The organism is Nocardia sp. NRRL WC-3656, assembly GCF_000720265.1.
Taxonomy (GTDB): domain Bacteria; phylum Actinomycetota; class Actinomycetes; order Mycobacteriales; family Mycobacteriaceae; genus Nocardia; species Nocardia nova.
Genome location: NZ_JOJF01000005.1, coordinates 40,357 through 61,270, shown reverse-complemented (window position 1 = coordinate 61,270; position 20,914 = coordinate 40,357). Strand labels below are relative to the sequence as shown.

Sequence of the window (20,914 nt, the reverse complement as noted above, 5' to 3'; positions counted from 1 at the left end):
CATCCACCGCAACCCAGGTCCGGGCGGGTCGGCGACAGCGCGAACGCGGCCGGCGAGACGACCTGACATCTATTGATTCGGTGCCGCCGGTCGCGCAGATACCATGGCCGTGCCCGTTACTCGAAGAAGGGCCCGTTACTCCGAGGACGGATGGCGCTGCACCCAGCTGAGGTCCGCGCGCCAGGTGTAGGCGGCCACGATCGCGGAGGCGATGACGGCGGTGTAGAGCATGTCGGCGCCCTCGACGACGAGGGAGACCAGACCGCCGAACAAGGCGCCGGCGGCGAACGACAGCCATTGCACCGCGTAGCCCAGCCACTCACGATGGGTGCCGCCGGCGATATGCCGCTCCACGCCCTGGGCGAATTTCACCAGGGTTCCGGTGACGTAGGTGACCGGGATCGACACCTCGCCCTTCTTGACGAACGAGGTGTTCAGCGAACCCATCGCGAACGAGACGAACAGGATCGGTACCAGGCCGAGATCGGAATCGTGCCGGTAGAGAATCGTGTCGAGGACGGCGGCCCCGGTGAGTGCGGCGGTGGCGAGCATGGTCGCGCCGTGCGGATGATTGCGCCACCAGTGCCGGCGGCAGATCGACGCCACCAGTACTCCGGCGAGAAAGAAAACGATCAGGGCGAAAGCGCCGGCCGCGAGGGTGTAATCGCCGAGAAATCCGCCGATGGCGGCGCGCTCGGTATTACCGGTCATGAAGGTGACGAAGTAGCCCTCGGAGTGGGTGTAGGCGGCCGCGCCCACGAATCCGGCCAGGATCAGCAGTGCCGAGGCGAGCCGGGTCTCCAGCGTCCAGAACGGCTCGGGGGAGTCTTCGGATTTCGGAGTCACGGCAACAGACTAGCAATACATGCATGAACACGCATGAATTGCCCTCGAGGTGTGCGAGGCGTCACGACTCTGTGGTTGTCGGTGGCGAGCCGTAAGGTGAGCGCGCGGATCGGCGGGTGTGCGGATGTGGGAGGTGCGGTGGAGGCCACATGGGGTCAGGTGTTCGCGTGGCGATTGCGGCGAGGCTTCGTCGAAGCGCGTGACGGCGGGGATGCGGTCGCGGTGGCGCGGCGACTGGCCGGGGTGCAGGCGCAGGTGGCGTCCGCGGCGGAGACCGCGGTGGCCGTGCGGCGCGGGGGAGTGCCGGGAGAGCTCGTCCGCGCGCTCGACGCCGGTGAGTTGCTGAAGACGTGGGCGATGCGCGGCACGCTGCACGCGATGACACCCGACACCACGGCCGCCGCACTGGCTCTGATCGCCTCGGCGCGCACATGGGAGAAGCCCGCGTGGCAACGCAATTTCGGCGCCGACCCCGGGGAAGTGAAGGCGCTGACCGACGCGGTCGCCGAACTGCTCGACGGCGGCGCCGTGCTGAGCCGGACGGAACTGGTCGACGAACTGGTACGTGACCGCCGCTTCGCGGCGATGGGTGAGCAGTTGCGGTCCGGCTGGGGCGCGCTGTTGAAACCGCTGGCCTGGCAGGGGGTGCTGTGTCACGGGCCCGCTCGCGGATCGTCGGTGACCTTCACCGCCCCGGCGCATGCGGTGAGCGGTTGGAGCGGCCTGCCGCCCACCGACATCGCGGCGTCACGCCTGATCCACGCCTATCTCGGCGCCTACGGTCCGGGCACACCGGAGGCGTTCAACGCCTGGCTCATCCGCGGTGTGTTGCGCAAAACCACTGTGCGCCAATGGTTCGCCGATCTGGGATCCGAACTCACCGAAGTCGACGTCGAGGGCCGCCGGACCTGGATCCGCACCGAGGACGCCGCCGGTCTGGCCGCCACCACTCCCACCGACAGCGTCCGCCTGCTCGGCCCCTTCGACCAATACGTCCTCGGACCCGGCACCACGGATCCGGTCCTCCTCCCTCCGGCCCATCGCACGAAGGTCAGCCGGACCGCCGGCTGGATCTCGCCCCTGGTCCTCGTCGGCGGCCGGATCGCCGGAACGTGGGAAACCATCGACAACACCCTCACCGTGAGCATGTTCGACGACGAACATGTCGACTCGGAGCTACTCCGGGCCGAAGCCGTCCATCTCGCTCGCGCCACCGGCCGCGACCAACTGAACCTGGGCTGAGCTCTTTGAGAGCTGCTCCCGCTGCCGGTCGGCCACCGCTGCATCGGTACGACTTGGCCCTGGAACAGGTAAGCCGGCCTGATAAGGGAATTTGCCGCAGGTTGTTGCCGGGATTCGAGTGGATTCGACAGTTGGAGCCGACTCAGATTGCGACGTCTCCCGCGGATTCGAGCGCGCCGCCGAGCGCTGCCAAGGTTGCCGCGCGCCCCAGGTCCAAGGCGCGCAACAGAACCGCGGAATCGCGGGCGACTCTGCCGATCGTGGGCGCGCCCAGGGGTGGGCGGATCTGCAGAATCGACGGGTCGGCCGTCATGCGGTGCTCGTCGGCGGCGAATTGCGCGGCGCGGGCGAACCAGCTCTCGGCGACTTTCGGACCCGAAACGCCGAGCACCCGAGCGACCACGCGCCGTTCGAAATCCGAAGGGACGCTCGGCTTTTCATCGGCCCGCCGGGTGCGCAACACCACGATGTGGGTGGCGCCCTGGGCGCGGGCGGTGGTGATCGGCACCGATTCGGACAGTCCGGCATCGACGTAGCGCCCGTCGCCCACCGCCACCGGGCGTCCGGCCAGAACCGGCATACAGGTGCTGGCGCGCAGCGCGCGCTGCAGGGTGGGGATATCGCTGATGTGCGGGCGCAGGTCGACGGCGCTGCCGTCGGCGATATCGGTGCCGATCGGGTGGAAGGTGACCGCATTGTCGAGGATCGCCGCGAAATCCATCGGGACGACGCGCTCGTACACGGTGTGCACCAGATATCGGGTGTCCACGACCAGACCGCCGCGCAACGCCCGGGCCGGGGAGATCACCCGCCGCACCACATCGGAATGCCAGGCGCGCCGCGCCCGCGCCGCTCGCCCGCACAGCAGCCACGCCCCGTTCAGCGCGCCGGCCGAGGCGCCGTAGACCGCGTCGAAACACCGCAGCACCCCGAGTTCTTCCAGACCGGTCACCATGCCGTGCGAATAGACCCCGCGGGCCGAGCCACCCTCGATGACCAGGGCCAGGCGGGCCCCATCGCGATGCTCACCGGTGGCGCTGCCGCGGCGGAAGCGTTGCGCGATCAGCTCCACCGGACTCGTCGGCTGCGTACTGTCCGGCATCGCACCACACCTTCCGATCACTGCGTTCAGCTCTGTCTATCACGCGGCCGCGGAGGCGCCGCCCGAGGCTCGGGCGGTCGGGGTACACCCGGGTAGGCTGCGCGGATGCGGATCGAATCGTCACGACGCCTCATCGATACCGTGGCATGGGTGCTGATCGAGGACGGCCGGATCCTGTGCGCCCGCCCGGACGGTAAGGACGAGTTCTACATTCCCGGCGGCAAGCGCGAGGGCGAGGAGACCGATCGGCAGACGCTGATCCGGGAGATCTCCGAGGAGCTCACCGTGGTGCTGATTCCGGAATCGGTGGCCCACGTCGGCACCTACGAAGCCGAATTGCCCGGCGCCACCGAGGTTTCGGTGCGAATGAGCTGTTACACCGCGGACTACGCCGGCACCATCGAGCCGAGCAGTGAGATCGCCGAAATCGCCTGGTTCACCTACGCCGACCGGGCCGCGGTGCCGCCTGTCGACCAGGTGCTGTTCGATGATCTGGTGGCGCGCGGACTGCTGCCGGCGCAGTGATCGTGGCCCGACGAATCAGTCGGGGAGCAGCGGCACCGACAAGCCCTCACCGCGCCCGAGCAGTGCGGCCCGGGTGACGGTTCCGGCGCCGAAGCGGTCGCGCACCGCGTCCAGTGCCGCGTCGAGGGTGGTGTCCGGGCGGGCATCCAACGGCAGCATCAGCTGCCGCGGATCCGTATTCTGCAGGTTCGTCAGCGCGAGGCCGATGAGGGTGATGCCGCGCTCCTCGATCAGGGGGCGAGCGGCGCCGAGCAGGGTGCGGGCGGCCTGCAGGATCGTCGCCCCGTCGTCGGTGGCGGTCGGCAGGGTGTGCGAACGGGTCGCGCGACCGAAATCGGCGAACCGTAAGCGCAGCACCACGGTTCGGCAGATCCGTCGTGCCGCCCGCAACCGGTGTCCGAGCCGATCCGCCAGGCCGTGCAGGTAGGCCTCGATCTCGGCATCGGTGCGAGGCCGGTTTCCCAGCGCGCGTTGCGCACCGATCGATCGGCGCCGGCGACCGGTGTCGACCCGGCGCGGATCGCGTGCCCAGGCCAGGGCGTGCAGATGCCGTCCGGCGGCGCGACCGAGCAGACCGCACAACTCCATCGGGTCGGTATCGGCCAGTTGCCCGATCCGGGTGATGCCGTGTTCGTGCAATGTCCGGGCGGTCGCCTCACCCACCCCCCAGAGCCGTTCGACCGGCAGCGGATGCAGGAATTCGAGTTCGGCCTCGGGACGCACCAGCAGCAGGCCGTCGGGTTTGCAGACCGCACTGGCCACCTTGGCGAGGAATTTGCTACGCGCCACGCCGACCGAGATGGGCAGTCCGACCTCGGCCCGCACCCGCGCCCGTAATCCGGCCGCGATATCGATCGGGGCGCCCGAAATGCGATGCAGCCCAGCGATATCGAGAAAGGCCTCGTCGATGGAGATGCCCTCGACCTCCGGAGTGGTGTCGCGGAAGATCTCGAATACGGCCCGGCTCGCCTGCGCATAGGCAGACATCCGCGGCGGCACCACGACCGCATGCGGACACAGCCGCAACGCCTGCCGCGCGTTCATCGGCGTCCGCACCCCGTACGCCTTCGCCTCGTAACTGGCCGCCAGCACCACCCCGCCCCCCACGATCACCGGCTTTCCCCGCAACTCCGGTGCGTCCCGCTGCTCGACCGACGCATAGAACGAATCCAGGTCGGCATGCAAAATCGCCGCCCGCCCCTGACGGCCCCCTTCCTCCGCCCCCTCATCCGATACGAACACATGTTCGATACTAGACCACTCTCGTGGCGCCGCCTACGGTCTCGGGCGGCTCGGTCCCAGGGGTGCGAGCATCGGAACGCACGGGACCGATCGACTCGGATGGAACGGACGCCTCGAAAAAGTTTCGTCAAACATTCGCCACCGATGTCGAGAACGTCGAACCGGCTCCGTCCCAGAGATACGAGCAACCGAGAACGGCCCGCTCGACCACACCGACACGGGAGCGACAGTCATGGAACAGTACGAGATCACCGAAATCCTCGACCGCCCGATCAGCCGGGAGTTGCTGGCCCGCGACCTGCTGCGTCTGGCGTACGTCGCCAAGGACGGCACCCCGCGCAACGTCCCGATCGCGTTCACCTGGAACGGCTCGCAGATCGTGCTCTGCACGACGAAGAACGCCCCGAAACTGCACTCGCTGCGGCACAATCCTCAGGTCGCGCTGACGATCGACACCGAGGTTCATCCGCCGAAAATCCTGCTTCTGCGCGGACATGCCGAACTCGACGTCGTCGACGGCATCCCCGAGGAATACCTGCAGATGAACGGCAGCTACGAGATGACCCCCGAACAGCGCGTGGAGTGGGAGGCGGAAGTCCGTTCGCTCTACGACGGCATGGTCCGGATCGTGATCACCCCGACCTGGGTGAAGCACATCGACTTCGACAACACTCTGCCCAGTGCGGTCGAGGAACTGGTCCGGCAGCGGGCCGAACGTCAGCAGGCCTGACCACACGGCCGGTTCCGCGTGGCGAAAGTTCCTCGACGCCTCGCCTTGACGCTGCGCGCGGTCGGCGGCCTGACGACGCGGCAGGTCGCAACGGCATACCTTGTTCCGGAAGCCACCATGGCGCAACGCATCGGCCGGGCCAAACGGCGTCTGGCGGGACTGCCGCTGGACCGGCCCGGCGATCCGGCGACGGTGCTGCGAGTTCTCTACCTCGTATTCAACGAGGGCTACAGCGGCGACATCGACCTGGCCGCCGAAGCCATCCGCCTCACCCGCCGGCTCGCCGCCGCGACCGACGAGCCGGAGGTCGCGGGGCTGCTCGCCCTCATGCTGCTGCACCATGCCCGCCGCACCACCCGCACGGGCGCCGGCGGGCGCCTCGTACCACTGGCCCAACAGGACCGGACCCGTTGGGACACAACGTTGATCACCGAAGGAGTCGCGATTCTGCAAGCGGCATTGGCTCGTGATCGCCTGGGCGAATATCAGGCGCATGCAGCGATCGCCGCCTTGCATGCCGATGCTCCGACCGCCGCCGAGACCGACTGGGTACAGATCGTGGAGTGGTACGACGAACTACTGAATCTCACGCGTAGCCCGGTGGTGCAACTCAATCGCGCGGTCGCCGTCGGCGAAGCCGACGGACCGCAGGCCGGCCTCGCGGAACTGAGCAAGGTGGACCCCAGCCTGCCCCGATACGCCGCAGTCCACGCCTACCTCCTCGAACGCGCCGGCGACCTCGAACAGGCCGCCGACCTGTACGCCGCGGCATCGGCCACCGCCACCAGCGTGCCGGAGCGTGACCACCTCACCCGCGAGGCCGCACGGGTGCGGAGCTTGCTGCGCCGCCGACCCGACCGCCCGACGACATCCACCGAGTGAGCTTGGCGCCGCGCGCCGAAGCCGGTGTCGTGTGAGAAGGTGAAGTCTCACTCGTGAATCCGGTGCTGCCGGTGCGAGTGTCGACATGATCCGAATGGAGGAGAGGCCTTGGTGGAGGCGACGTTCGATGTGACCGGGCTGGTGGGGCATCGCTATCGCACGGACGACTTCTACGAGGTGGGACGGGAGAAGATCCGCGAGTACGCGCGAGCGGTACAGGACTTCCACCCGGCACACTGGAGCGAGGACGCGGCCCGTGAGCTCGGATACGCTGGGCTGATCGCGCCGGCCACCTTCATCTCCACCGTCGCGATGCTGGCCAATCGCCGGCTGCTGGAGGACGTCATGAACGGCTACGACGTGGTCGTGCAGACAGACCAGGTATTCGAGATGTACAAGCCGGTGCTCACCGGCGACCGCTTGGTCAGCGATGTGGAATTGTCCTCGGTGCGTCGTATCGGGGGCAGGGATCTGCTCACCATCACCAACACCTTCACCGACGGATCCGGTGACATCGCGCAGATCATGCACACGACCGTCCTCGGCCTCACGGGTGCGGACGTCGGCGCCGAGATCAGCGAGACGATCGAACGCGTCGTCATGAGCGGTCTCGACACCATTCCCCGGATCACGACCGCTGCCGCGGAGGTGAACGTGTCGCCGGCAGGCCCGGATTCCGGTGCCGCGGTGCGCCTTTCGCCTGTCTCACGCACGCGCACCCCGCATACCGCGCTTCGATTCGAGGACATCGCCGTCGGTGCCGAACTTCCCGCGCGGTCGGTGAACCTGACGCGCGGCGATCTGGTGAATTACGCCGGGGTCTCCGGGGATGCGAATCCCATCCATTGGCATGCCGAGATCGCCGCGCTCGCGGGACTTCCCGACGTGATCGCGCACGGCATGCTCACGATGGGTTTGGGGGCCGGCTTCGTCACCGAATGGCTCGGCGACCCGGGCGCGGTGATCAGATACGGTGTCCGGCTGTCGAATTACACCGTTATCGAGGCCGACGCCGCCGGCACGGTCGAGTTCACGGGCCGCATCAAGTCGATCGATCCCGAGACCAGGACGGCGGTCGTCGTCATCGTCGCGAAGTCGGCGGGCCGCAAGGTTTTCGGCCTTGCCACGGCGGATGTCCGCCTGGCCTGACCGCGAATCAGTACTGGTTCTTGATGACGAAGTAGGAGCCGCGGATCGTGCCCGCCAGCTTCGACTTCTGCCTCGCGAACTTGAAAGACGAGAGTTCCGTGGGGATTTCCATCCCGTCGGACAGCTTGAAACCCACCGCTCGCTTACCGGAATCGTCGATCGAATACATGACGTTGATCGACAGGCCACTTTCGTAGAAGACGTAGGCGAAGCGGATGCCGTCCGCTTCGAAGGCCGTGGCCTCGAGCGGACGGGAGGCGATGACGATGCCGCGTTCGTCTTCGAGGATCCGGCTGACCCAGTCGACGGTCGACTGGGCCTCCTTGGCCGGCTCCACCGTGAAGACGTGGTCGTACTTGTTCTTGAAGTATCGGGCCTCGTTGGCGCGCAGGCCTGCCAATGCGTCCGCGACCGGGGACGATTCGAGGCCTTCGGTCGAAACTGTCGTGAAGTCCACTGTGTAGGTCATGGCGAACTCCTCCGCGAGTGTGTCGGTCGAACTCTACAGCGTCGTGCGTCGCGAACCGGGCAGGCTCGGTCTCAGTCCCCGCGCGAGAACACCGCCACCAGAAAGTCGGAGTCGTCGGTGAACGGGCGCAGATCCCATGTCGAAAGCCGCAGATCCACCCGGAGTCCGGCGTCTTCGGCGTCGGCCAGGAATTGCGGGAATTCGTAACCGCGGTCGGCGCCGAACCCGACCACCACTCGCCCGGCCGGCGCCAGATGGCGCGCGAAACCGGCCAGCACCGCGCCTCGGGTGGAGGGTGCCAGGAACGTCATCACGTTGCCCGCGCACACGATCACATCGAAGCCGGCTTCGATCCCGCGCCGGGGCAGATCCAGTTCGGCGAGGTCACCCACCAGCCAGGTCGGACCGGGATGGTCCTGTTCCGCCGCGGCGATCAACACCGGGTCGACGTCGACGCCGACCACGACATGTCCGGCGCGATACAGGTAGCCGCCCAGCCGCCCCGGCCCGCATCCGGCGTCCAGGATCCGGCTACCGCGCCCGACCATCGCATCGATCAGGCGCGCTTCGCCCACGATGTCCGCGCCTTCGGCCGCCATCGCCCGGAAACGTTCCACGTACCACGTCGAATGTGCCGGATCGGCCGCAGTGATCTCTTCCCACTGGCTGGGCGTGCGTCCGCTCATGGTCTGTTGCCTCTTCTCTCGGTCCGGTGCGTGTACTTGACCTTGCCATCGTGACAAGGTCTTCACTTGACTACCGGAGGTGGTCCCGATGACTTCGACACACAGGAACCCACAGAACATGCGACTACTCGACGCGCTGGCGGCGGACAACTCGTCGACACGGCTCGAGGCGGCGCTGGCGCTCGGCACCCGTCCCGCGGCCGACGCCGTCGATGCGCTGGTCGAGCGGTGCGCGATCGAGCCGGACTTCTTCGTGCGCGACATGCTCACCTGGGCGCTCACCCGGTTTCCGGCTGCGGTGACGGTTCCGAAGCTGCGTGCGCAACTGGGTTCGGACCGTCCCCAGGCGCGCAGCCAGGCGCTGCACACCCTGTCCAAGATCGGGGACCGCAGCGCCTGGCCCGCGATCACGCGGTCGTTGTTGCAGGACGCCGACGACGACGTCGCGCGCAGTGCGTGGCGGGCCGCCGTCGTCCTGGTGCCCGACGCCGACACGGACGTGCTGGCGCAAACGTTGGCGACCCAGTTCGGCCGCGGTGACCGGGAGGTGCGGCTGAGTCTGAGCCGCGCCCTGGTCGCCTTGGGCGAGCTCGTCGAGCCGGTCCTGCGGTCGGCGATGACGAACCCGGATCCGGTGGTGCGGGCACATGCGCGCGCCACCGAAGTCCTGCTGCACGATCCGGACGCCGGTTTCGACCTCGCGATCGACCAGGCCAGACGGGTTCGTGCGCTCGGACCGGACCGGGAGGAGTCGACCGCGTGCTGATCGGCGAGGTGGCCCGTTACTCGGGAGTGAGTGCCCGCATGCTCCGGCACTACGACTCCCTGGGGCTGGTGCGGCCGACCGGCCGTACCGTCGGCGGCTATCGCGAATATTCCGTCGAGGACATCCGTCGGATCTTCCATGTCGAGGGTCTGCGGTCGCTGGGCTTGTCGCTGACTCAGATCGGGCGGGCCCTCGACGACCCCGGCTTCACACCGTCCGCACTGGTCGGCGACCTCGTGCGGGCGACCGAAGAACGGCTGAGCCGGGACCGGGAGCTGCTCGAACGGCTGCGTGCGGTCGAGGCGGCCGAACCCTCCGGCTGGCAGGACGCGCTGCGCATCGTCGAACTCCTGCGTGGACTGGGGTCGTCCGATGCCGCCCGGCGGCAGCAGGCCGTCCTCGCCCCGGCCGAGGAGATGCCGGCCGAGCTGCTCGCCGAGGCGGTGCTCACCGAATCCGATCCCTATGTCGCGGGAGCGCTGCGGTGGGCGCTCGCCCGGGCCGGAGCGGAGGGCGTGCTGCACGTGGCCTCCGGCCTGGACTCCGCCGATGTCGAGGTCCGGCGGCGGGCGGCCTCGGCACTCGCCGAGATACCCGGGGAGGAGGCCGGCGCGGTGCTGCTGGACGCGCTCACCGACGCGGACCCGACCGTCCGCAGGATCTCCGCCCTCGCTCTCGGCGCGCGCGGGCAGACCCGAGCGGTTCCGGAACTCGTCGCCACCGTGATCGAGGGCCCGAACGATGTCGAGGCGGCCGAACTCCTGGGATCGCTGGCCCGGGACGCGAAATGGGCCGATCACATTCTGAATGCACTGGCCGGCGAGCTGGCCGCGCACCCGCCGGGTTCACCGGTGCGGCTCCGGCTCACCCAGGCACTGGCCGAGCTGCCCGGCTCCCTCGCGCTGAATACGTTGCGGCCCTTGATGAACGACGGCGATCGGACGGTCGCTCTGCTCGCCGCGGCCCTCGTCCGCACGCTCGAACAAGGGCCGCCGGCGGTCCGCGGCGGCGACCGCGGTTCCACCGAACTCGCATGATCGCGTCCCGCGCCGGATATCACGCGATGCGCGGGACGAGAGGAGTGACGTGATGCGGTTGCGGCGCAGCACGCCCTACGGGCACATTCAAGCGGTCGGAGTGGACGCGGCGGGGCGGCGGCAGTACCTGTATCACGAACAGGGGCGGCGAGAACGCGACGAGGAGAAATTCGACCGCATGCTCGAGGTAGCGGCACAGCTACCGAGCCTGCGCGAGCAGGTCGGCGCCGATCTGCGGCATTCCGGCTTGGATCACGGTGGCAACGATCCGCTGATCGTCGACGCCGATGTGGACCCGGTATGGGCCGCCGAGCAGGCCGCACTGGGCGCCTTCGCCAACGCCGGGCAGATCTGCGTCTCCGTGGAGCGGATCTACGTGCATCGCGATGTCGCCGAGCAGTTCGTTTCGGCACTGTGCGAACAGGTGCGGCGGTGGAATCTCGATCCGCAAGCGCTGGTCGACGAGCGGTTGCGTACGCAGGTGCGGGAAGCGACCTCAGCGGGCGCGAAAGCGCTGGTCGGCGGTCACATTCCCGAGGGGCCCGGCACGACCTATCCGGCGACGGTGCTCACCGACTGCCGCCCCGGAATGCGCGTCGTGCGCGAGGAGACCTTCGGGCCGATCGCACCCGTCCAGGTGGTCGCGGATTTCGCGACGGGCCTCGATGCGGCCTGCCGCGACGACTACGGCTTGGCGGCGACGGTCCTGACCGACTCGATGGGAACATATGCAACAGGCCTGGCGCACACTGCCGGTGGGCACGGTGAAGATCAACTCGGTCTTCGGTGGCGCACCCGGCGGCGCGGCACAACCGCGCGGCACGTCCGGCACCGGATTCGGTTACGGCCCCGAACTTCTCGACGAGATGACCACCACCAAGGTGGTGCACATGGAGCCCGCGCCGCTGCGGCGCTGAGCGTTCACCCGACAGAGCGCGCAATTCGACCGGGTCAGGATTCGACCTCGTCGAGCACCTCGTGCAGCCGGTTCAAGGTGCCCCGCCATCCCCGCTCCATCGCGTTGCGGGCCATCTTCTGCCGCCGATCGCCGATGTCGAAACCGGTCTGGGTCAACAACACTCGCGTCCCACGCCCCTGCGCTTCGAGCACCCAGTCGACCACCCAGCGGGCGGGAAACTTCGCCCGCAGGTCGATCCAGGTGTAGGTCAGTTGCTCACCCGCGCGGGCCGCCAGCACCTCACACGCGATCTCCGCGCTCGGCTCGGTCGGGACGGCGAAGATGAAATGTGTGCCCACCACCGGTTCGAGCCCGATCGACCGCATCAGCCAGCGTTCGACCAGATCCGGTTCGGTCAGCGCCCGCCACAGCAGTGCCGGAGGGTGCGGGAAGAACCCGCCGATCTCCACCGCGGCCGGATCCAATTCCGATTCGTAGGTCACCGGCACACCCCCGGCCCGATCACATCCATGGCACGAGCATTCCACGTCTCCGGGCGGCGCAGGCGGAACCGGCCGGTCGGCAAAGGTTGCCGCGCGTCCGGATGGCGCAGACTCGACGAAGCGGTCGATCAACCACCAACTAGAACATGTTGCCCACACTGAATGACGAAAACCGGTCGATGACCCCCTGCTCGACAACGGCGTGTAACCGCCATCGACCGGCATTTTCGGCTCAGCTCTCGATTCCTGACCGATGAGTCACTAGTCTGAATATGAAACGTGTTCTAGTGTTGTGGCGAAGTTCCAGCGCCGGAAGACCAGAGGAGTCACCCCGCCATGCATACCGAGATCTGCGAACGACTGGGCATCGATGTCCCCATCTTCGCTTTCACCCATTGCCGCGACGTGGCCGCCGCGGTGAGCAACGCCGGCGGGCTCGGCGTCCTGGGGGCGGTCGGTTTCACCGCCGAGGAGCTGGAGGTCGAGCTGGCCTGGCTCGATGAACATGTGCACGGCGTGTACGGCGTCGACCTCGTCATCCCGTCCAAGTACGAGGGCAAGGGCATCGACGGACTGAGCCCCGCGCAGCTGGAAGCCGAACTGGCCAAACTGGTTCCGCAGGGCCACCGGGATTTCGCCGAGAAGATCCTCGCCGACCACGGCGTCCCGAAGCTGCCCGAGGACGAACATCACGAGCAGCTGCTGGGCTGGACCGCCACCACGGCCGGTCCGCAGGTCGACGTCATCCTGAAGCACCCCAAGGCGAAGCTGGTCGCCAACGCGCTCGGCACCCCGCCCGACGACATCATCAAGAAGGTCCAGGACTCCGGCCGTTTGATCGGCGCACTGTGCGGCTCGGTCAAGCATGCGCTCAACCACAAGCGCGCCGGCTTGGACTTCGTGGTCTGCCAGGGCACCGAGGGCGGCGGCCACTGCGGTGAGATCTCCTCGCTCGTGCTGTGGCCGCAGGTGATCGACGCCGTCGGCGATCTGCCGGTGCTCGCCGCCGGTGGTATCGGCAACGGCCGCCAGGTCGCCGCCGCCATGGCGATGGGCGCCGCGGGTGCGTGGACCGGTTCGATCTGGCTGACCGTCGAGGAGGCCAATGTGCCGCCCGCGCAGATGCAGACCTACATCGATGCCACCAGCCACGACACCGTGCGGTCGCGGGCGTGGACGGGTAAGCCGGCCCGCATGCTGCGCAACGACTGGACCGAGGCGTGGGAGCGGTCGGACACCCCGGATCCGCTGGGCATGCCGCTGCAGATGATGGTCGCCCTCGACGGCGTCAAGCGCGGCCACCGCTATCCCGAGGCGGCCAAGGACGTCAACTTCAACCCCGTCGGCCAGGTCGTCGGCATGATGAACAAGGTCGAGCGGACCTCCGACGTCATGCAGCGCCTGATGGAGGAATACCTCGAGGCCTGCGAGCGGCTGAACAAGCTCAACAGCTGAACAAGCCTGTCCGGCAGGGCCCGCCGCGCCCTGCCGGACAGTTCTGTCCGGGCTGGACTCCATATCGAAGCGGCTACGGAAGCAACTGGTGCACTTGCGGTTTGCCGGTGCCGGTTGACACTCTGTATGCGCGATGAGAAGTACATATGGTGAACGGCACGAATGCGGCCGGCAAGTTGATCAGAACCCCACCGTCCGGAAGTTTGCTCGGATTGCGCTCGAAGGCACCGCTTTCCGGCCCCGGGCATTCCGCGGCCCCCGGTGCGCGACCGGCGACACGATCGGGGCGCGGTGGTGAAAATATCCTCTCCCGGTATGCGCCGGTTGGCCGCGATCGTGGCGCCCGTCCTCCTCGCCGTCGTGCTGGCCGTGGTGTACAGCTTCATCGACGACACCGGCAAGAAGAACGATCCGAAACCCGATTCCGCTGCCGCCGCGACCTTTTCCGGTAAAGAAGTCAACGCCCTGCTGGGCAAACTCGTGGTCGCAACGGAAGCGCCGATGACCGGGTACAGCCGCGAACAATTCCCGCATTGGGATCAGAACACTCCCGAACACGGATTCGGCGACAAATACGCCCAGTACGCCAAATGCACCACCCGCGATGTGATGATGCTGCGCGATGCCACCGGATCGGTGACCCTCGACGCCGCGACCTGCAAACTGACTCTCGGCAAGGACGGCGGCTGGCGCGACCGCTACGGCGTACTCGACGCCAAGACCGGAAAACTCAAGCCCTACAAATGGATCACCGACCCCGCCGGAGTCGACGCCGAACATATCGTCCCGCTGGCCGAGGCCTGGCGTTCCGGCGCGCAATCCGCCGATACCGATACGCGCCGCAATATCGCCAACGACGCGATCAATCTGGTCGCCTCCGACCCGTCGGCCAACCGGTCCAAGGGTGACCAGGATGCGGCGAATTATCTGCCACCCGGCGTGTTCCGGTGCGAGTACGTTCAGCGCTACATTCGCATCAAGGTAAAATACGGTTTGACCATCGACACGGCGGAACAGACCGCATTGCGCACCGCGGTCGACGACTGCCTCCACCGAGGAGAGTTCACATAGGCGACATCATCGAAATCACCGGGAAGGCCGCCGTCATGACCGACGAGGAAGGGACGGTGTCCGGCGAACTCGATGTCACCGTCGACGAGCAGGGCAGGGGACTGGTTCGCTATCGGGATACCGAAACCTGGTATCATATCGGCAATCTCGATGGCGAACCCGCCCACACCTGGACCGACGTCGCCGAACTCGTCAGCGCGATCGACGCCGGTCGCGGCAACCGTGACGCCGCGGGCAACACGATCCCGTTCGAGGCCTGAGCGCCCGGCCCCAGAAGTCGACCGTCCGCGACGCTGCGCGCATCGATGCTCAGCGCAGCGATTCCGCGCGCTGCTTGACCGCCGCGGTCATGCCGCCGAAACCGGAATGCAGCGCCTTGCCGAGCGCCAGCGTCACAACCGGTCCCAGCAAGCCGCCCAGTTCGAAATGCGACCGGTACCGGGTACGCCCGTTGTCGAGCGGCGTCACGGTGTGCGAGCGCAGGCTGTGCAGGATGCCCAGCGGCACCGGCTTCATGCTGTAGCTGAATTCGGTTCCGGGCGTGTGGGTCCGGACGTATTCGACCTGCTTGCGCGGCTTCGGCGAACCCAGCCGCACATGCATCTCGATCGGGTCGCCGGGTTCGAGCGTGCTGCGGCATTCGGCGACGAACGGATTCCACTCACCGTAGCTGCCCAGGTCTGTCAGCACTTTCCACACCACCTCGGCGGGTGCGTCGATCTCCACGGTGTCATCGATCACGAAAGCCATGGCGGCAACAATACTGAAACTTGTTCCATCAGCGATACCGCGGGCCCGCTCATCGACCGGCACCGGGTTCGGGCAATGTGAGCGATTGGGTGATCAGCAACCGCGCCGCGCGTGACACGCGGGCGGTGTCGCCGGTGACGAACCGATCCTGCAGCAACCCGCGCACGCCCGAAATGAGCAGAGTGGCGGTCGATTCCGGATCGGCGACGGTGGGGTCGAAGCTTCTCAGCACATCGGTGAGTGCGGTGACCAGCACGTGCACGGCGTCTTCGCCGTAGGAACGGAAGGGGCTGCCGGGCACCGCGGCCACCCCCATCACCTGCAACAAAACGCGCGTGCTGGACACCCATTCGGTCGTGATGTTGACGCTGAACGATTCGATGAGGCGGCGGCGCAGGGCCGGCAGATCGGGAACGTCGGCGAACATGCCCGCGATATCGGGGCGCTGGGTCTCGAGCGCCGCGATCAGCATCTGCTCCTTGGTCCCGAAATAGTGGATCAACATACGCGAGCTGGTTCCGAGATATTCCGCCAGCGGACGCAGCGACAGTTCGGTCAACCCGTATTCGCCGATATAGGCGATCACCCCGGCGAGCAGTTCCGCGCGCCGAGCCTGGTCGAGTGGTCGAGGCACATGTTGACTGTAGCGGTCACTACGGGTATCCATATCCGCATGAGTGTAACGACTGCTACACAAACGTCGCGGAATGTCGTCGTCACCGCCATGGCCGCCACCACCTGCCTCGGCCCCGACCTCGACAGCACCTGGTCGGCACTGCTGGCAGGCAAGAGCGGGATCGGCCCGCTCACCGACGAATTCGTGACGCGGTACGACCTGCCCGTGCGGATCGGCGGGCGGCTGACCGAACATCCAGGCGCTCACCTGACCCGCATCGAACAGCGCCGGCACTCCTATGTACAGCAGCTGGCGCTGGTACTGGGCCGCCAGGTCTGGTCGGAGGCGGGGACACCGGAGGTCGACGCCGAACGCCTCGCGGTGGCCGTCGGCACCGGACTCGGCGGCGGCGATGCCTTTCTCACGGCCGTCGACGCGATGCGCGAGGGCGGATATCGCAAGGTGCCGCCGCTGACGGTTCCGATGGTGATGCCGAACGGTCCGGCCGCCCGGGTGGGGCTCGAATTCGGCGCGAAGGCAGGCGTTTACGCCCCGACCTCGGCGTGTTCGTCGGGTGCCGAAGCCATCGCGCACGCGTGGCGGCTGATTCGCACGGGGGAGGCCGACGTGGTGATTGCCGGTGGCGTGGAGGGATATATCGAAGCGATCCCGATCGCCAGCTTCGCCATGATGCGGGCGATGAGTACCCGCAACGACGAACCCGGCCTGGCCTCACGGCCGTTCGACCGCGATCGCGACGGGTTCGTCTTCGGAGAGGCGGGGGCGCTGCTGGTTCTGGAATCGGAGGAGTTCGCCCGGGCCCGCGGGGCCACCGTGCACGGCCGAATTCTCGGCGCGGGAATCACTTCCGACGGCTACCACATCACCGGCACCGACCCCGACGGCGCGGGCGCGGCCCGGGCGATGCGCAAGGCCATCGCCACCGCGGAGCTGACCGCTGCCGATATCGACCACATCGACGCGCACGCCACCTCGACACCGATCGGTGATGCCTCGGAGGCCAATGCCATTGCGGCCGTGGCCGAGCACGCCTCGGTGTACGCACCGAAATCCGCGCTCGGCCATTCCATCGGTGCGGTGGGTGCGCTCGAGGCCATCCTCACCCTGTGCACACTGCGCGACCAGACCGTGCCTCCCACACTGAATTTCGACAATCCGGACCCCGGTGTGGAACTCGACATCGTGCACGGGATCGCTCGTCCACAGCGAATCTCACAGGCGTTGAGCAATTCCTTCGGCTTCGGAGGACACAACGTCACACTCGCATTCGGACGCGCGTGAGGACTTCGAGCCCGGGGAGCTCCGGCGATGTGGAACAACCGCTGTTCACGCTTGTCCACCGGTTGTTGTGGATGACACGCCGACTGTGGAAAACTGCTCCGGAACTGCGGTAACGGCAGGACATTTCGCCCATACAGCGACGGAAAACCCTGACCGGCAGCGTCTTCGAGCGAGTTCGGCGAACGGATGGTTCGGGCCCGGTCGGCCGTGACGCCGCCGACTGCTTCACCATGGGCCGACGAGTGCACCCGGCGAGATCGGCGTGCCGACAGCACTGGGTCGCACCGCCGGCGAGGTGTCCCGCAGACGTTGTCACTGCGGTCCGCGCCGGGCGGTTGCCGACGCCGGCACTGCGCTACGCACCGACGGGTACAGACGGCCACTCGCTGCGCGCACATGCCGGATCGCGACGGTTCGCGACGAGCGCCACAGCGGAGTCGGCCCCCTGCCGCCGTGCACGCGGTGCACGTTTGCACCCACTGCCGTTGTCAGGAGTGCTCACGACCCCTGCCGGGAGCCATGGGATCGGATCCGGGCGAGGGTAAACCTGGTGCGGGCCGATGGCCTCTGATTCGCTACCGTTTGAGGGGTAGCAGGGTCGAGTGGTGAGGGTTGTGCGCGGAATGGGTGAAAGTTCGATCACGTGGGTCGACGGTGCCGTGGTGACGATCGATCAGCGCGCGCTGCCGCACGAGGTGCGCACGCTGCGGCTGACGACGGTCGACCAGGTGATCGACGCGATCGCGACCCTGGCCGTGCGCGGCGCCCCCGCGATCGGCGTGACCGGCGCCTTCGGAGTCGCCCTCGCCGCGCTCGCCCATCCCGGCGATCCCGAACAGGTCCGAGCCGAGGCCGTCCGGATCGAGGCCGCCCGGCCCACCGCGGTGAATCTGTCCTGGGGCGTGCGACGAGCCCTGGCGAAATTCGACGACGGCGGCGCGGCGGGAGTGCTCGCCGAGGCGCAAGCACTGCTCGCCGAAGACGGCCGGGTCAACCGGGCCGCCGCCGAACACGCCGCCGACCTGGTGCAACGGCTGTGCCCGGACCGTCCCTTGCGGATGCTCACCCACTGCAACACCGGCCGCCTGGCCACCACCGCGTTCGGCACGGCGATCGGGGCGCTGCGGGTGCTGCACGCGCGCGGCGTGATCGACAGCGTCCTGGTCGACGAAACCCGCCCGCTGCTGCAGGGCGCGCGCCTGACCACCTGGGAACTGGCCGAGGCCGGCATTCCGCATCGGCTCACGGTCGACTCCGCCGCCTCCTGGGCGATGGCGACCGGGCAGGTGGACTGCGTGATCGTCGGAGCGGACCGCATCACCGCCGACGGCTCGGTGGCCAACAAGATCGGCACATACGGACTGGCACTGGCCGCTCGCCATCACGGCATCCCGTTCATCGTGGTGGCCCCCGAATCCACGCGCGACGCGGCGACCGCGACCGGCGCCGGCATCGTCGTCGAACAGCGCGGGTCGGCCGAGATCACCCACGTCGGCGACTACGCGGCCGCCCCCGAGGGTACCGCGGTCTTCAACCCGGCCTTCGACGTCACACCGCCCGAACTGGTGACGGCCGTGGTCACCGAGAACGGCTTGATCGACGAGGCGAATCCGCTTGCGGCGCAGGCGATCGTGGCCCACGATTCCCGCGCCGCCGATTCCGGTGCCCAGGACCCCGCCGATTCGCCGACCGCCGCCGCGATCGCCACTCTGGCGCGCGACCTCTACGCCCGCGGCTGGATGCCGGGCACCGCCGGCAACATCTCCGTCCGTGACGGCGCTTCCGGAGTGGCATCGAATACGGCCTCGGATTCCACCGCGGTCGTCACCGGCAGCGGCCTGTCCAAAGGCGAGTTGACCGCCGCGGATATGGTCCGGGTGCGGATCGAGAACTCCGAACCGATCGCCGGAGACCGCCGTCCCTCCGCGGAGACCGCGATCCACACCGCGATCTACCGCACGACCGAGGCCGCGGCGGTGGTGCACGTACATTCACCGCGAGCGACCGCGGCCTCCGTCGGCGCCCCGAACCCGATGCGGTTCACCGGTTTCGAACTGATCAAGGGTCTGCGCTCCGGCGACACCATCGACATTCCGGTATTTCCCAACCACGCCGACGTGTCGCTGATCGGCGCGGAGATCGACCGGTATCTGCGCGCACATCCGGCGGCCCCGCCGGTGCTGTTCATCGCCGGGCACGGCATCACCGCCTGGGGCGCCGATCTCGCGCAGGCCCGCGACCGCGCGGAATGCCTGGAAGCCCTGTGCGAACTGGTGTCGCTCACCGGGCGCCGCGACATCTCCACCGATCGCATTCTCGAGGAGCAACCGCAATGACCCTGTTGCATATCGCGGCCGATACCGATCCGGCCGACGTGCGCCTGCACACCACCGACCCGGACCGCATCGCGGCCGAGCTCGCCACGCGCGGAATCGTTTTCGATCGCTGGCCCGCTCAGGCCGTGACCGCCGACATCGCGTCCGAGGAGATTCTCGGCCACTACCGGGATCGGATCGGCGATCTCAACGCCGACGGCCGCTACCGCCACATCGACCTGGCCCGCCTGCATCCCGACGACAGCGATCCGCAGTGGCTCGAACAGGCGCGCGCGGCGCGGCAGAAGTTCCTGTCCGAGCATCGCCACGCCGAGGACGAGGTGCGCTTCTTCGTCTCCGGTCGCGGCTGCTTCTATTTGCACCTGGAACCGGAGGTGGTCGCGGTCGTGTGCGAGGGCGGTGATCTGGTGTCGGTGCCCGCAGGGACGCGACACTGGTTCGATATGGGAACCCGGCCGGACTTCGTGGCGATCCGGTTCTTCGAAGAGGCCGACGGGTGGATCGGCGATTTCACCGGCGACCCCATCGCACAAGGCTTTCCGACGCTGGACGAGCTCGTCGCCGCATGAGCGACGAGCATCGAGACGACAACCGGGCACGGCCCATCCGAGCGGTCGTCGTGGATATCGAGGGCACCACCAGCCCCACCAGCTCGGTCCGCGAAGATCTGTACGGCTACACCCGCCGCCGACTGCCGCAGTGGCTGGCGGAGGACTCCGACAGCACCACGAAGACCGTGATCGAGCAGACCCGTGACCTGGCCGGGCGGCCCGACGCCGACCTCGACGAGATCGCCGGCATCTTGCGCGGCTGGCTGGATTCCGACGTCAAGGCGGCGCCGCTGAAGACCGCGCAGGGGGTGATCTGCGCTCGGGGATTCCGCGAGGGCGCCCTGTTCGGCGAGTTCTTCCCCGACGCACCCGTGGCGCTGCGTGCCTGGCACGGCGCCGGACTCACCCTGTGGGTGTATTCGTCGGGTTCGGTACGCAATCAACAGGATTGGTTCGCGTATGCGCGCGGCGGCGAGCTGGCGTCGCTGATCAGCGGCTGGTTCGACCTGGCCAATGCCGGGCCGAAGCGCGAGGAGCAGTCCTACCGCCGCATCGCGGCGGAGATCGGCGTGCCGGCGGAGGAGATCCTGTTCCTGTCCGACCATCCCGACGAGTTGGATGCGGCGGTGGCCGCGGACTGGCAAGCGATCGGCGTCACCCGTGCCGGGGAGCCGAATGCGCCGCGGCCGCCGCACAGGTGGATCGGCAGCTTCGCCGAGCTGGATCCGGTCGCGGCCGCCCGCTGAGCGGCCGCGC

22 protein-coding genes and 2 pseudogenes are annotated in these 20,914 nt (G+C 67.9%); 16 read left to right on the top strand and 8 right to left on the bottom strand.

All coding sequences use genetic code 11. The features are described from left to right. Window positions 1-135 precede the first annotated feature (135 nt). The gene (locus tag IG65_RS0108985) at window positions 136-846 is read right to left on the bottom strand and encodes a YoaK family protein (protein ID WP_081879358.1); all 711 of its coding nucleotides are present in this window, start codon (window positions 844-846) and stop codon (window positions 136-138) included. A 51-nt stretch (window positions 847-897) separates the two neighbouring features. On the opposite strand from IG65_RS0108985, the gene IG65_RS0108980 reads away from it, so the two are divergent. Next, a complete protein-coding gene (locus tag IG65_RS0108980; protein WP_231509109.1) occupies window positions 898-2,088 on the top strand; it encodes a winged helix DNA-binding domain-containing protein in 1,191 nt (396 codons plus the stop codon). 142 nt (window positions 2,089-2,230) lie between these two features. On the opposite strand, the gene IG65_RS0108975 is transcribed toward IG65_RS0108980, so the two are convergent. After that, window positions 2,231-3,190, bottom strand: coding sequence for a patatin family protein (locus tag IG65_RS0108975; RefSeq protein WP_030514387.1), 960 nt, complete (start codon window positions 3,188-3,190; stop codon window positions 2,231-2,233). A gap of 105 nt (window positions 3,191-3,295) precedes the next feature. Here IG65_RS0108975 and IG65_RS0108970 point away from each other — a divergent pair, with 105 nt between their 5' ends. Next, complete coding sequence (locus IG65_RS0108970; RefSeq protein ID WP_030514386.1) at window positions 3,296-3,715, top strand: NUDIX domain-containing protein; 420 nt, start codon at window positions 3,296-3,298, stop codon at window positions 3,713-3,715. 15 nt (window positions 3,716-3,730) lie between these two features. Here IG65_RS0108970 and dinB read toward each other — a convergent pair whose 3' ends face one another. Then, complete coding sequence (gene dinB, locus IG65_RS0108965; RefSeq protein ID WP_063833557.1) at window positions 3,731-4,957, bottom strand: DNA polymerase IV; 1,227 nt, start codon at window positions 4,955-4,957, stop codon at window positions 3,731-3,733. 232 nt (window positions 4,958-5,189) lie between these two features. Here dinB and IG65_RS0108960 point away from each other — a divergent pair, with 232 nt between their 5' ends. The 3 genes and pseudogenes from IG65_RS0108960 to IG65_RS0108950 all read left to right on the top strand — a co-directional run bounded on the left by IG65_RS0108960 (window position 5,190) and on the right by IG65_RS0108950 (window position 7,718). Continuing rightward, window positions 5,190-5,687: a pyridoxamine 5'-phosphate oxidase family protein gene (locus IG65_RS0108960; RefSeq protein WP_030514384.1), complete on the top strand. Its 498-nt coding sequence runs from the start codon at window positions 5,190-5,192 to the stop codon at window positions 5,685-5,687. A gap of 39 nt (window positions 5,688-5,726) precedes the next feature. Continuing rightward, window positions 5,727-6,569 (top strand): annotated as a pseudogene (locus tag IG65_RS0108955) (RNA polymerase sigma factor); the annotation flags it as partial. A gap of 108 nt (window positions 6,570-6,677) precedes the next feature. Next, the gene (locus IG65_RS0108950; protein ID WP_030514382.1) at window positions 6,678-7,718 is read left to right on the top strand and encodes a fused (3R)-hydroxyacyl-ACP dehydratase subunits HadA/HadB; all 1,041 of its coding nucleotides are present in this window, start codon (window positions 6,678-6,680) and stop codon (window positions 7,716-7,718) included. A 7-nt stretch (window positions 7,719-7,725) separates the two neighbouring features. On the opposite strand, the gene IG65_RS0108945 is transcribed toward IG65_RS0108950, so the two are convergent. Beyond that, window positions 7,726-8,187, bottom strand: a complete 462-nt coding sequence (locus IG65_RS0108945) for a hypothetical protein (RefSeq protein ID WP_030514381.1) — start codon at window positions 8,185-8,187, stop codon at window positions 7,726-7,728. 71 nt (window positions 8,188-8,258) lie between these two features. Next, complete coding sequence (locus IG65_RS0108940) at window positions 8,259-8,873, bottom strand: bifunctional 2-polyprenyl-6-hydroxyphenol methylase/3-demethylubiquinol 3-O-methyltransferase UbiG (RefSeq protein ID WP_030514380.1); 615 nt, start codon at window positions 8,871-8,873, stop codon at window positions 8,259-8,261. 88 nt (window positions 8,874-8,961) lie between these two features. Here IG65_RS0108940 and IG65_RS0108935 point away from each other — a divergent pair, with 88 nt between their 5' ends. The 4 genes and pseudogenes from IG65_RS0108935 (at window position 8,962) to IG65_RS39760 (ending at window position 11,593) form a co-directional block, all read left to right on the top strand. After that, window positions 8,962-9,639 carry a HEAT repeat domain-containing protein gene (locus IG65_RS0108935; RefSeq protein WP_030514379.1) on the top strand — a complete coding sequence of 226 codons (678 nt, stop codon included), beginning with the start codon at window positions 8,962-8,964 and terminating at the stop codon, window positions 9,637-9,639. Then, window positions 9,633-10,676 carry a MerR family transcriptional regulator gene (locus IG65_RS0108930; protein WP_030514378.1) on the top strand — a complete coding sequence of 348 codons (1,044 nt, stop codon included), beginning with the start codon at window positions 9,633-9,635 and terminating at the stop codon, window positions 10,674-10,676. The genes IG65_RS0108935 and IG65_RS0108930 overlap by 7 nt, the downstream gene beginning before the upstream one ends. A gap of 52 nt (window positions 10,677-10,728) precedes the next feature. Further along, window positions 10,729-11,343: pseudogene (locus tag IG65_RS39765) on the top strand (aldehyde dehydrogenase family protein); the annotation flags it as partial. Window positions 11,344-11,404: 61 nt separating this feature from the next. Next, complete coding sequence (locus IG65_RS39760) at window positions 11,405-11,593, top strand: hypothetical protein (RefSeq protein ID WP_051755621.1); 189 nt, start codon at window positions 11,405-11,407, stop codon at window positions 11,591-11,593. Window positions 11,594-11,627: 34 nt separating this feature from the next. Here the strand turns inward: IG65_RS39760 and IG65_RS0108920 are convergent, their stop codons facing one another. Then, complete coding sequence (locus IG65_RS0108920) at window positions 11,628-12,077, bottom strand: SRPBCC domain-containing protein (protein ID WP_036523855.1); 450 nt, start codon at window positions 12,075-12,077, stop codon at window positions 11,628-11,630. A gap of 336 nt (window positions 12,078-12,413) precedes the next feature. Here IG65_RS0108920 and IG65_RS0108915 point away from each other — a divergent pair, with 336 nt between their 5' ends. From IG65_RS0108915 to IG65_RS0108905, 3 genes are all read left to right on the top strand, one after another. Then, entirely contained in the window at window positions 12,414-13,532 is a 1,119-nt protein-coding gene (locus IG65_RS0108915; protein WP_030514376.1) for a nitronate monooxygenase family protein, read from the top strand. 315 nt (window positions 13,533-13,847) lie between these two features. Then, entirely contained in the window at window positions 13,848-14,603 is a 756-nt protein-coding gene (locus IG65_RS0108910; RefSeq protein WP_030514375.1) for an HNH endonuclease family protein, read from the top strand. A gap of 35 nt (window positions 14,604-14,638) precedes the next feature. Next, window positions 14,639-14,863, top strand: a complete 225-nt coding sequence (locus IG65_RS0108905; protein ID WP_081879356.1) for a hypothetical protein — start codon at window positions 14,639-14,641, stop codon at window positions 14,861-14,863. 49 nt (window positions 14,864-14,912) lie between these two features. Here IG65_RS0108905 and IG65_RS0108900 read toward each other — a convergent pair whose 3' ends face one another. Then, the gene (locus IG65_RS0108900; RefSeq protein ID WP_030514373.1) at window positions 14,913-15,353 is read right to left on the bottom strand and encodes an SRPBCC domain-containing protein; all 441 of its coding nucleotides are present in this window, start codon (window positions 15,351-15,353) and stop codon (window positions 14,913-14,915) included. 49 nt (window positions 15,354-15,402) lie between these two features. Continuing rightward, window positions 15,403-15,987, bottom strand: a complete 585-nt coding sequence (locus IG65_RS0108895; protein ID WP_030514372.1) for a TetR/AcrR family transcriptional regulator — start codon at window positions 15,985-15,987, stop codon at window positions 15,403-15,405. A gap of 39 nt (window positions 15,988-16,026) precedes the next feature. Here IG65_RS0108895 and IG65_RS0108890 point away from each other — a divergent pair, with 39 nt between their 5' ends. The 4 genes from IG65_RS0108890 (at window position 16,027) to mtnC (ending at window position 20,904) form a co-directional block, all read left to right on the top strand. Then, window positions 16,027-17,271 (top strand): KasA/KasB family beta-ketoacyl-ACP synthase, encoded by a 1,245-nt coding sequence (locus tag IG65_RS0108890; RefSeq protein ID WP_030514371.1) that lies wholly within the window; start codon window positions 16,027-16,029, stop codon window positions 17,269-17,271. Between the two features lie 623 nt (window positions 17,272-17,894). Continuing rightward, a complete protein-coding gene (locus IG65_RS0108885) occupies window positions 17,895-19,607 on the top strand; it encodes a bifunctional S-methyl-5-thioribose-1-phosphate isomerase/methylthioribulose 1-phosphate dehydratase (protein ID WP_030514370.1) in 1,713 nt (570 codons plus the stop codon). After that, entirely contained in the window at window positions 19,604-20,176 is a 573-nt protein-coding gene (locus IG65_RS0108880) for an acireductone dioxygenase (protein ID WP_030514369.1), read from the top strand. The genes IG65_RS0108885 and IG65_RS0108880 overlap by 4 nt, the downstream gene beginning before the upstream one ends. Continuing rightward, entirely contained in the window at window positions 20,173-20,904 is a 732-nt protein-coding gene (mtnC, locus tag IG65_RS0108875; RefSeq protein WP_051755619.1) for an acireductone synthase, read from the top strand. The genes IG65_RS0108880 and mtnC overlap by 4 nt, the downstream gene beginning before the upstream one ends. Window positions 20,905-20,914: the final 10 nt, after the last annotated feature.

Bases quoted from the DNA above. Each gene is read 5' to 3' on its own strand.
- mtnC (WP_051755619.1), top strand. From the start codon at position 20,173: ATGAGCGACGAGCATCGAGACGACAACCGGGCACGGCCCATCCGAGCG.
- IG65_RS0108970 (WP_030514386.1), top strand. From the start codon at position 3,296: ATGCGGATCGAATCGTCACGACGCCTCATCGATACCGTGGCATGGGTG.
- IG65_RS0108945 (WP_030514381.1), bottom strand. From the start codon at position 8,187: ATGACCTACACAGTGGACTTCACGACAGTTTCGACCGAAGGCCTCGAA.
- IG65_RS0108905 (WP_081879356.1), top strand. From the start codon at position 14,639: ATGACCGACGAGGAAGGGACGGTGTCCGGCGAACTCGATGTCACCGTC.
- IG65_RS39760 (WP_051755621.1), top strand. From the start codon at position 11,405: ATGCAACAGGCCTGGCGCACACTGCCGGTGGGCACGGTGAAGATCAAC.
- IG65_RS0108960 (WP_030514384.1), top strand. From the start codon at position 5,190: ATGGAACAGTACGAGATCACCGAAATCCTCGACCGCCCGATCAGCCGG.
- IG65_RS0108900 (WP_030514373.1), bottom strand. From the start codon at position 15,353: ATGGCTTTCGTGATCGATGACACCGTGGAGATCGACGCACCCGCCGAG.
- IG65_RS0108880 (WP_030514369.1), top strand. From the start codon at position 19,604: ATGACCCTGTTGCATATCGCGGCCGATACCGATCCGGCCGACGTGCGC.
- IG65_RS0108935 (WP_030514379.1), top strand. From the start codon at position 8,962: ATGACTTCGACACACAGGAACCCACAGAACATGCGACTACTCGACGCG.
- IG65_RS0108890 (WP_030514371.1), top strand. From the start codon at position 16,027: ATGAGTGTAACGACTGCTACACAAACGTCGCGGAATGTCGTCGTCACC.
- IG65_RS0108915 (WP_030514376.1), top strand. From the start codon at position 12,414: ATGCATACCGAGATCTGCGAACGACTGGGCATCGATGTCCCCATCTTC.
- IG65_RS0108975 (WP_030514387.1), bottom strand. From the start codon at position 3,190: ATGCCGGACAGTACGCAGCCGACGAGTCCGGTGGAGCTGATCGCGCAA.
- IG65_RS0108940 (WP_030514380.1), bottom strand. From the start codon at position 8,873: ATGAGCGGACGCACGCCCAGCCAGTGGGAAGAGATCACTGCGGCCGAT.
- IG65_RS0108885 (WP_030514370.1), top strand. From the start codon at position 17,895: ATGGGTGAAAGTTCGATCACGTGGGTCGACGGTGCCGTGGTGACGATC.
- IG65_RS0108910 (WP_030514375.1), top strand. From the start codon at position 13,848: ATGCGCCGGTTGGCCGCGATCGTGGCGCCCGTCCTCCTCGCCGTCGTG.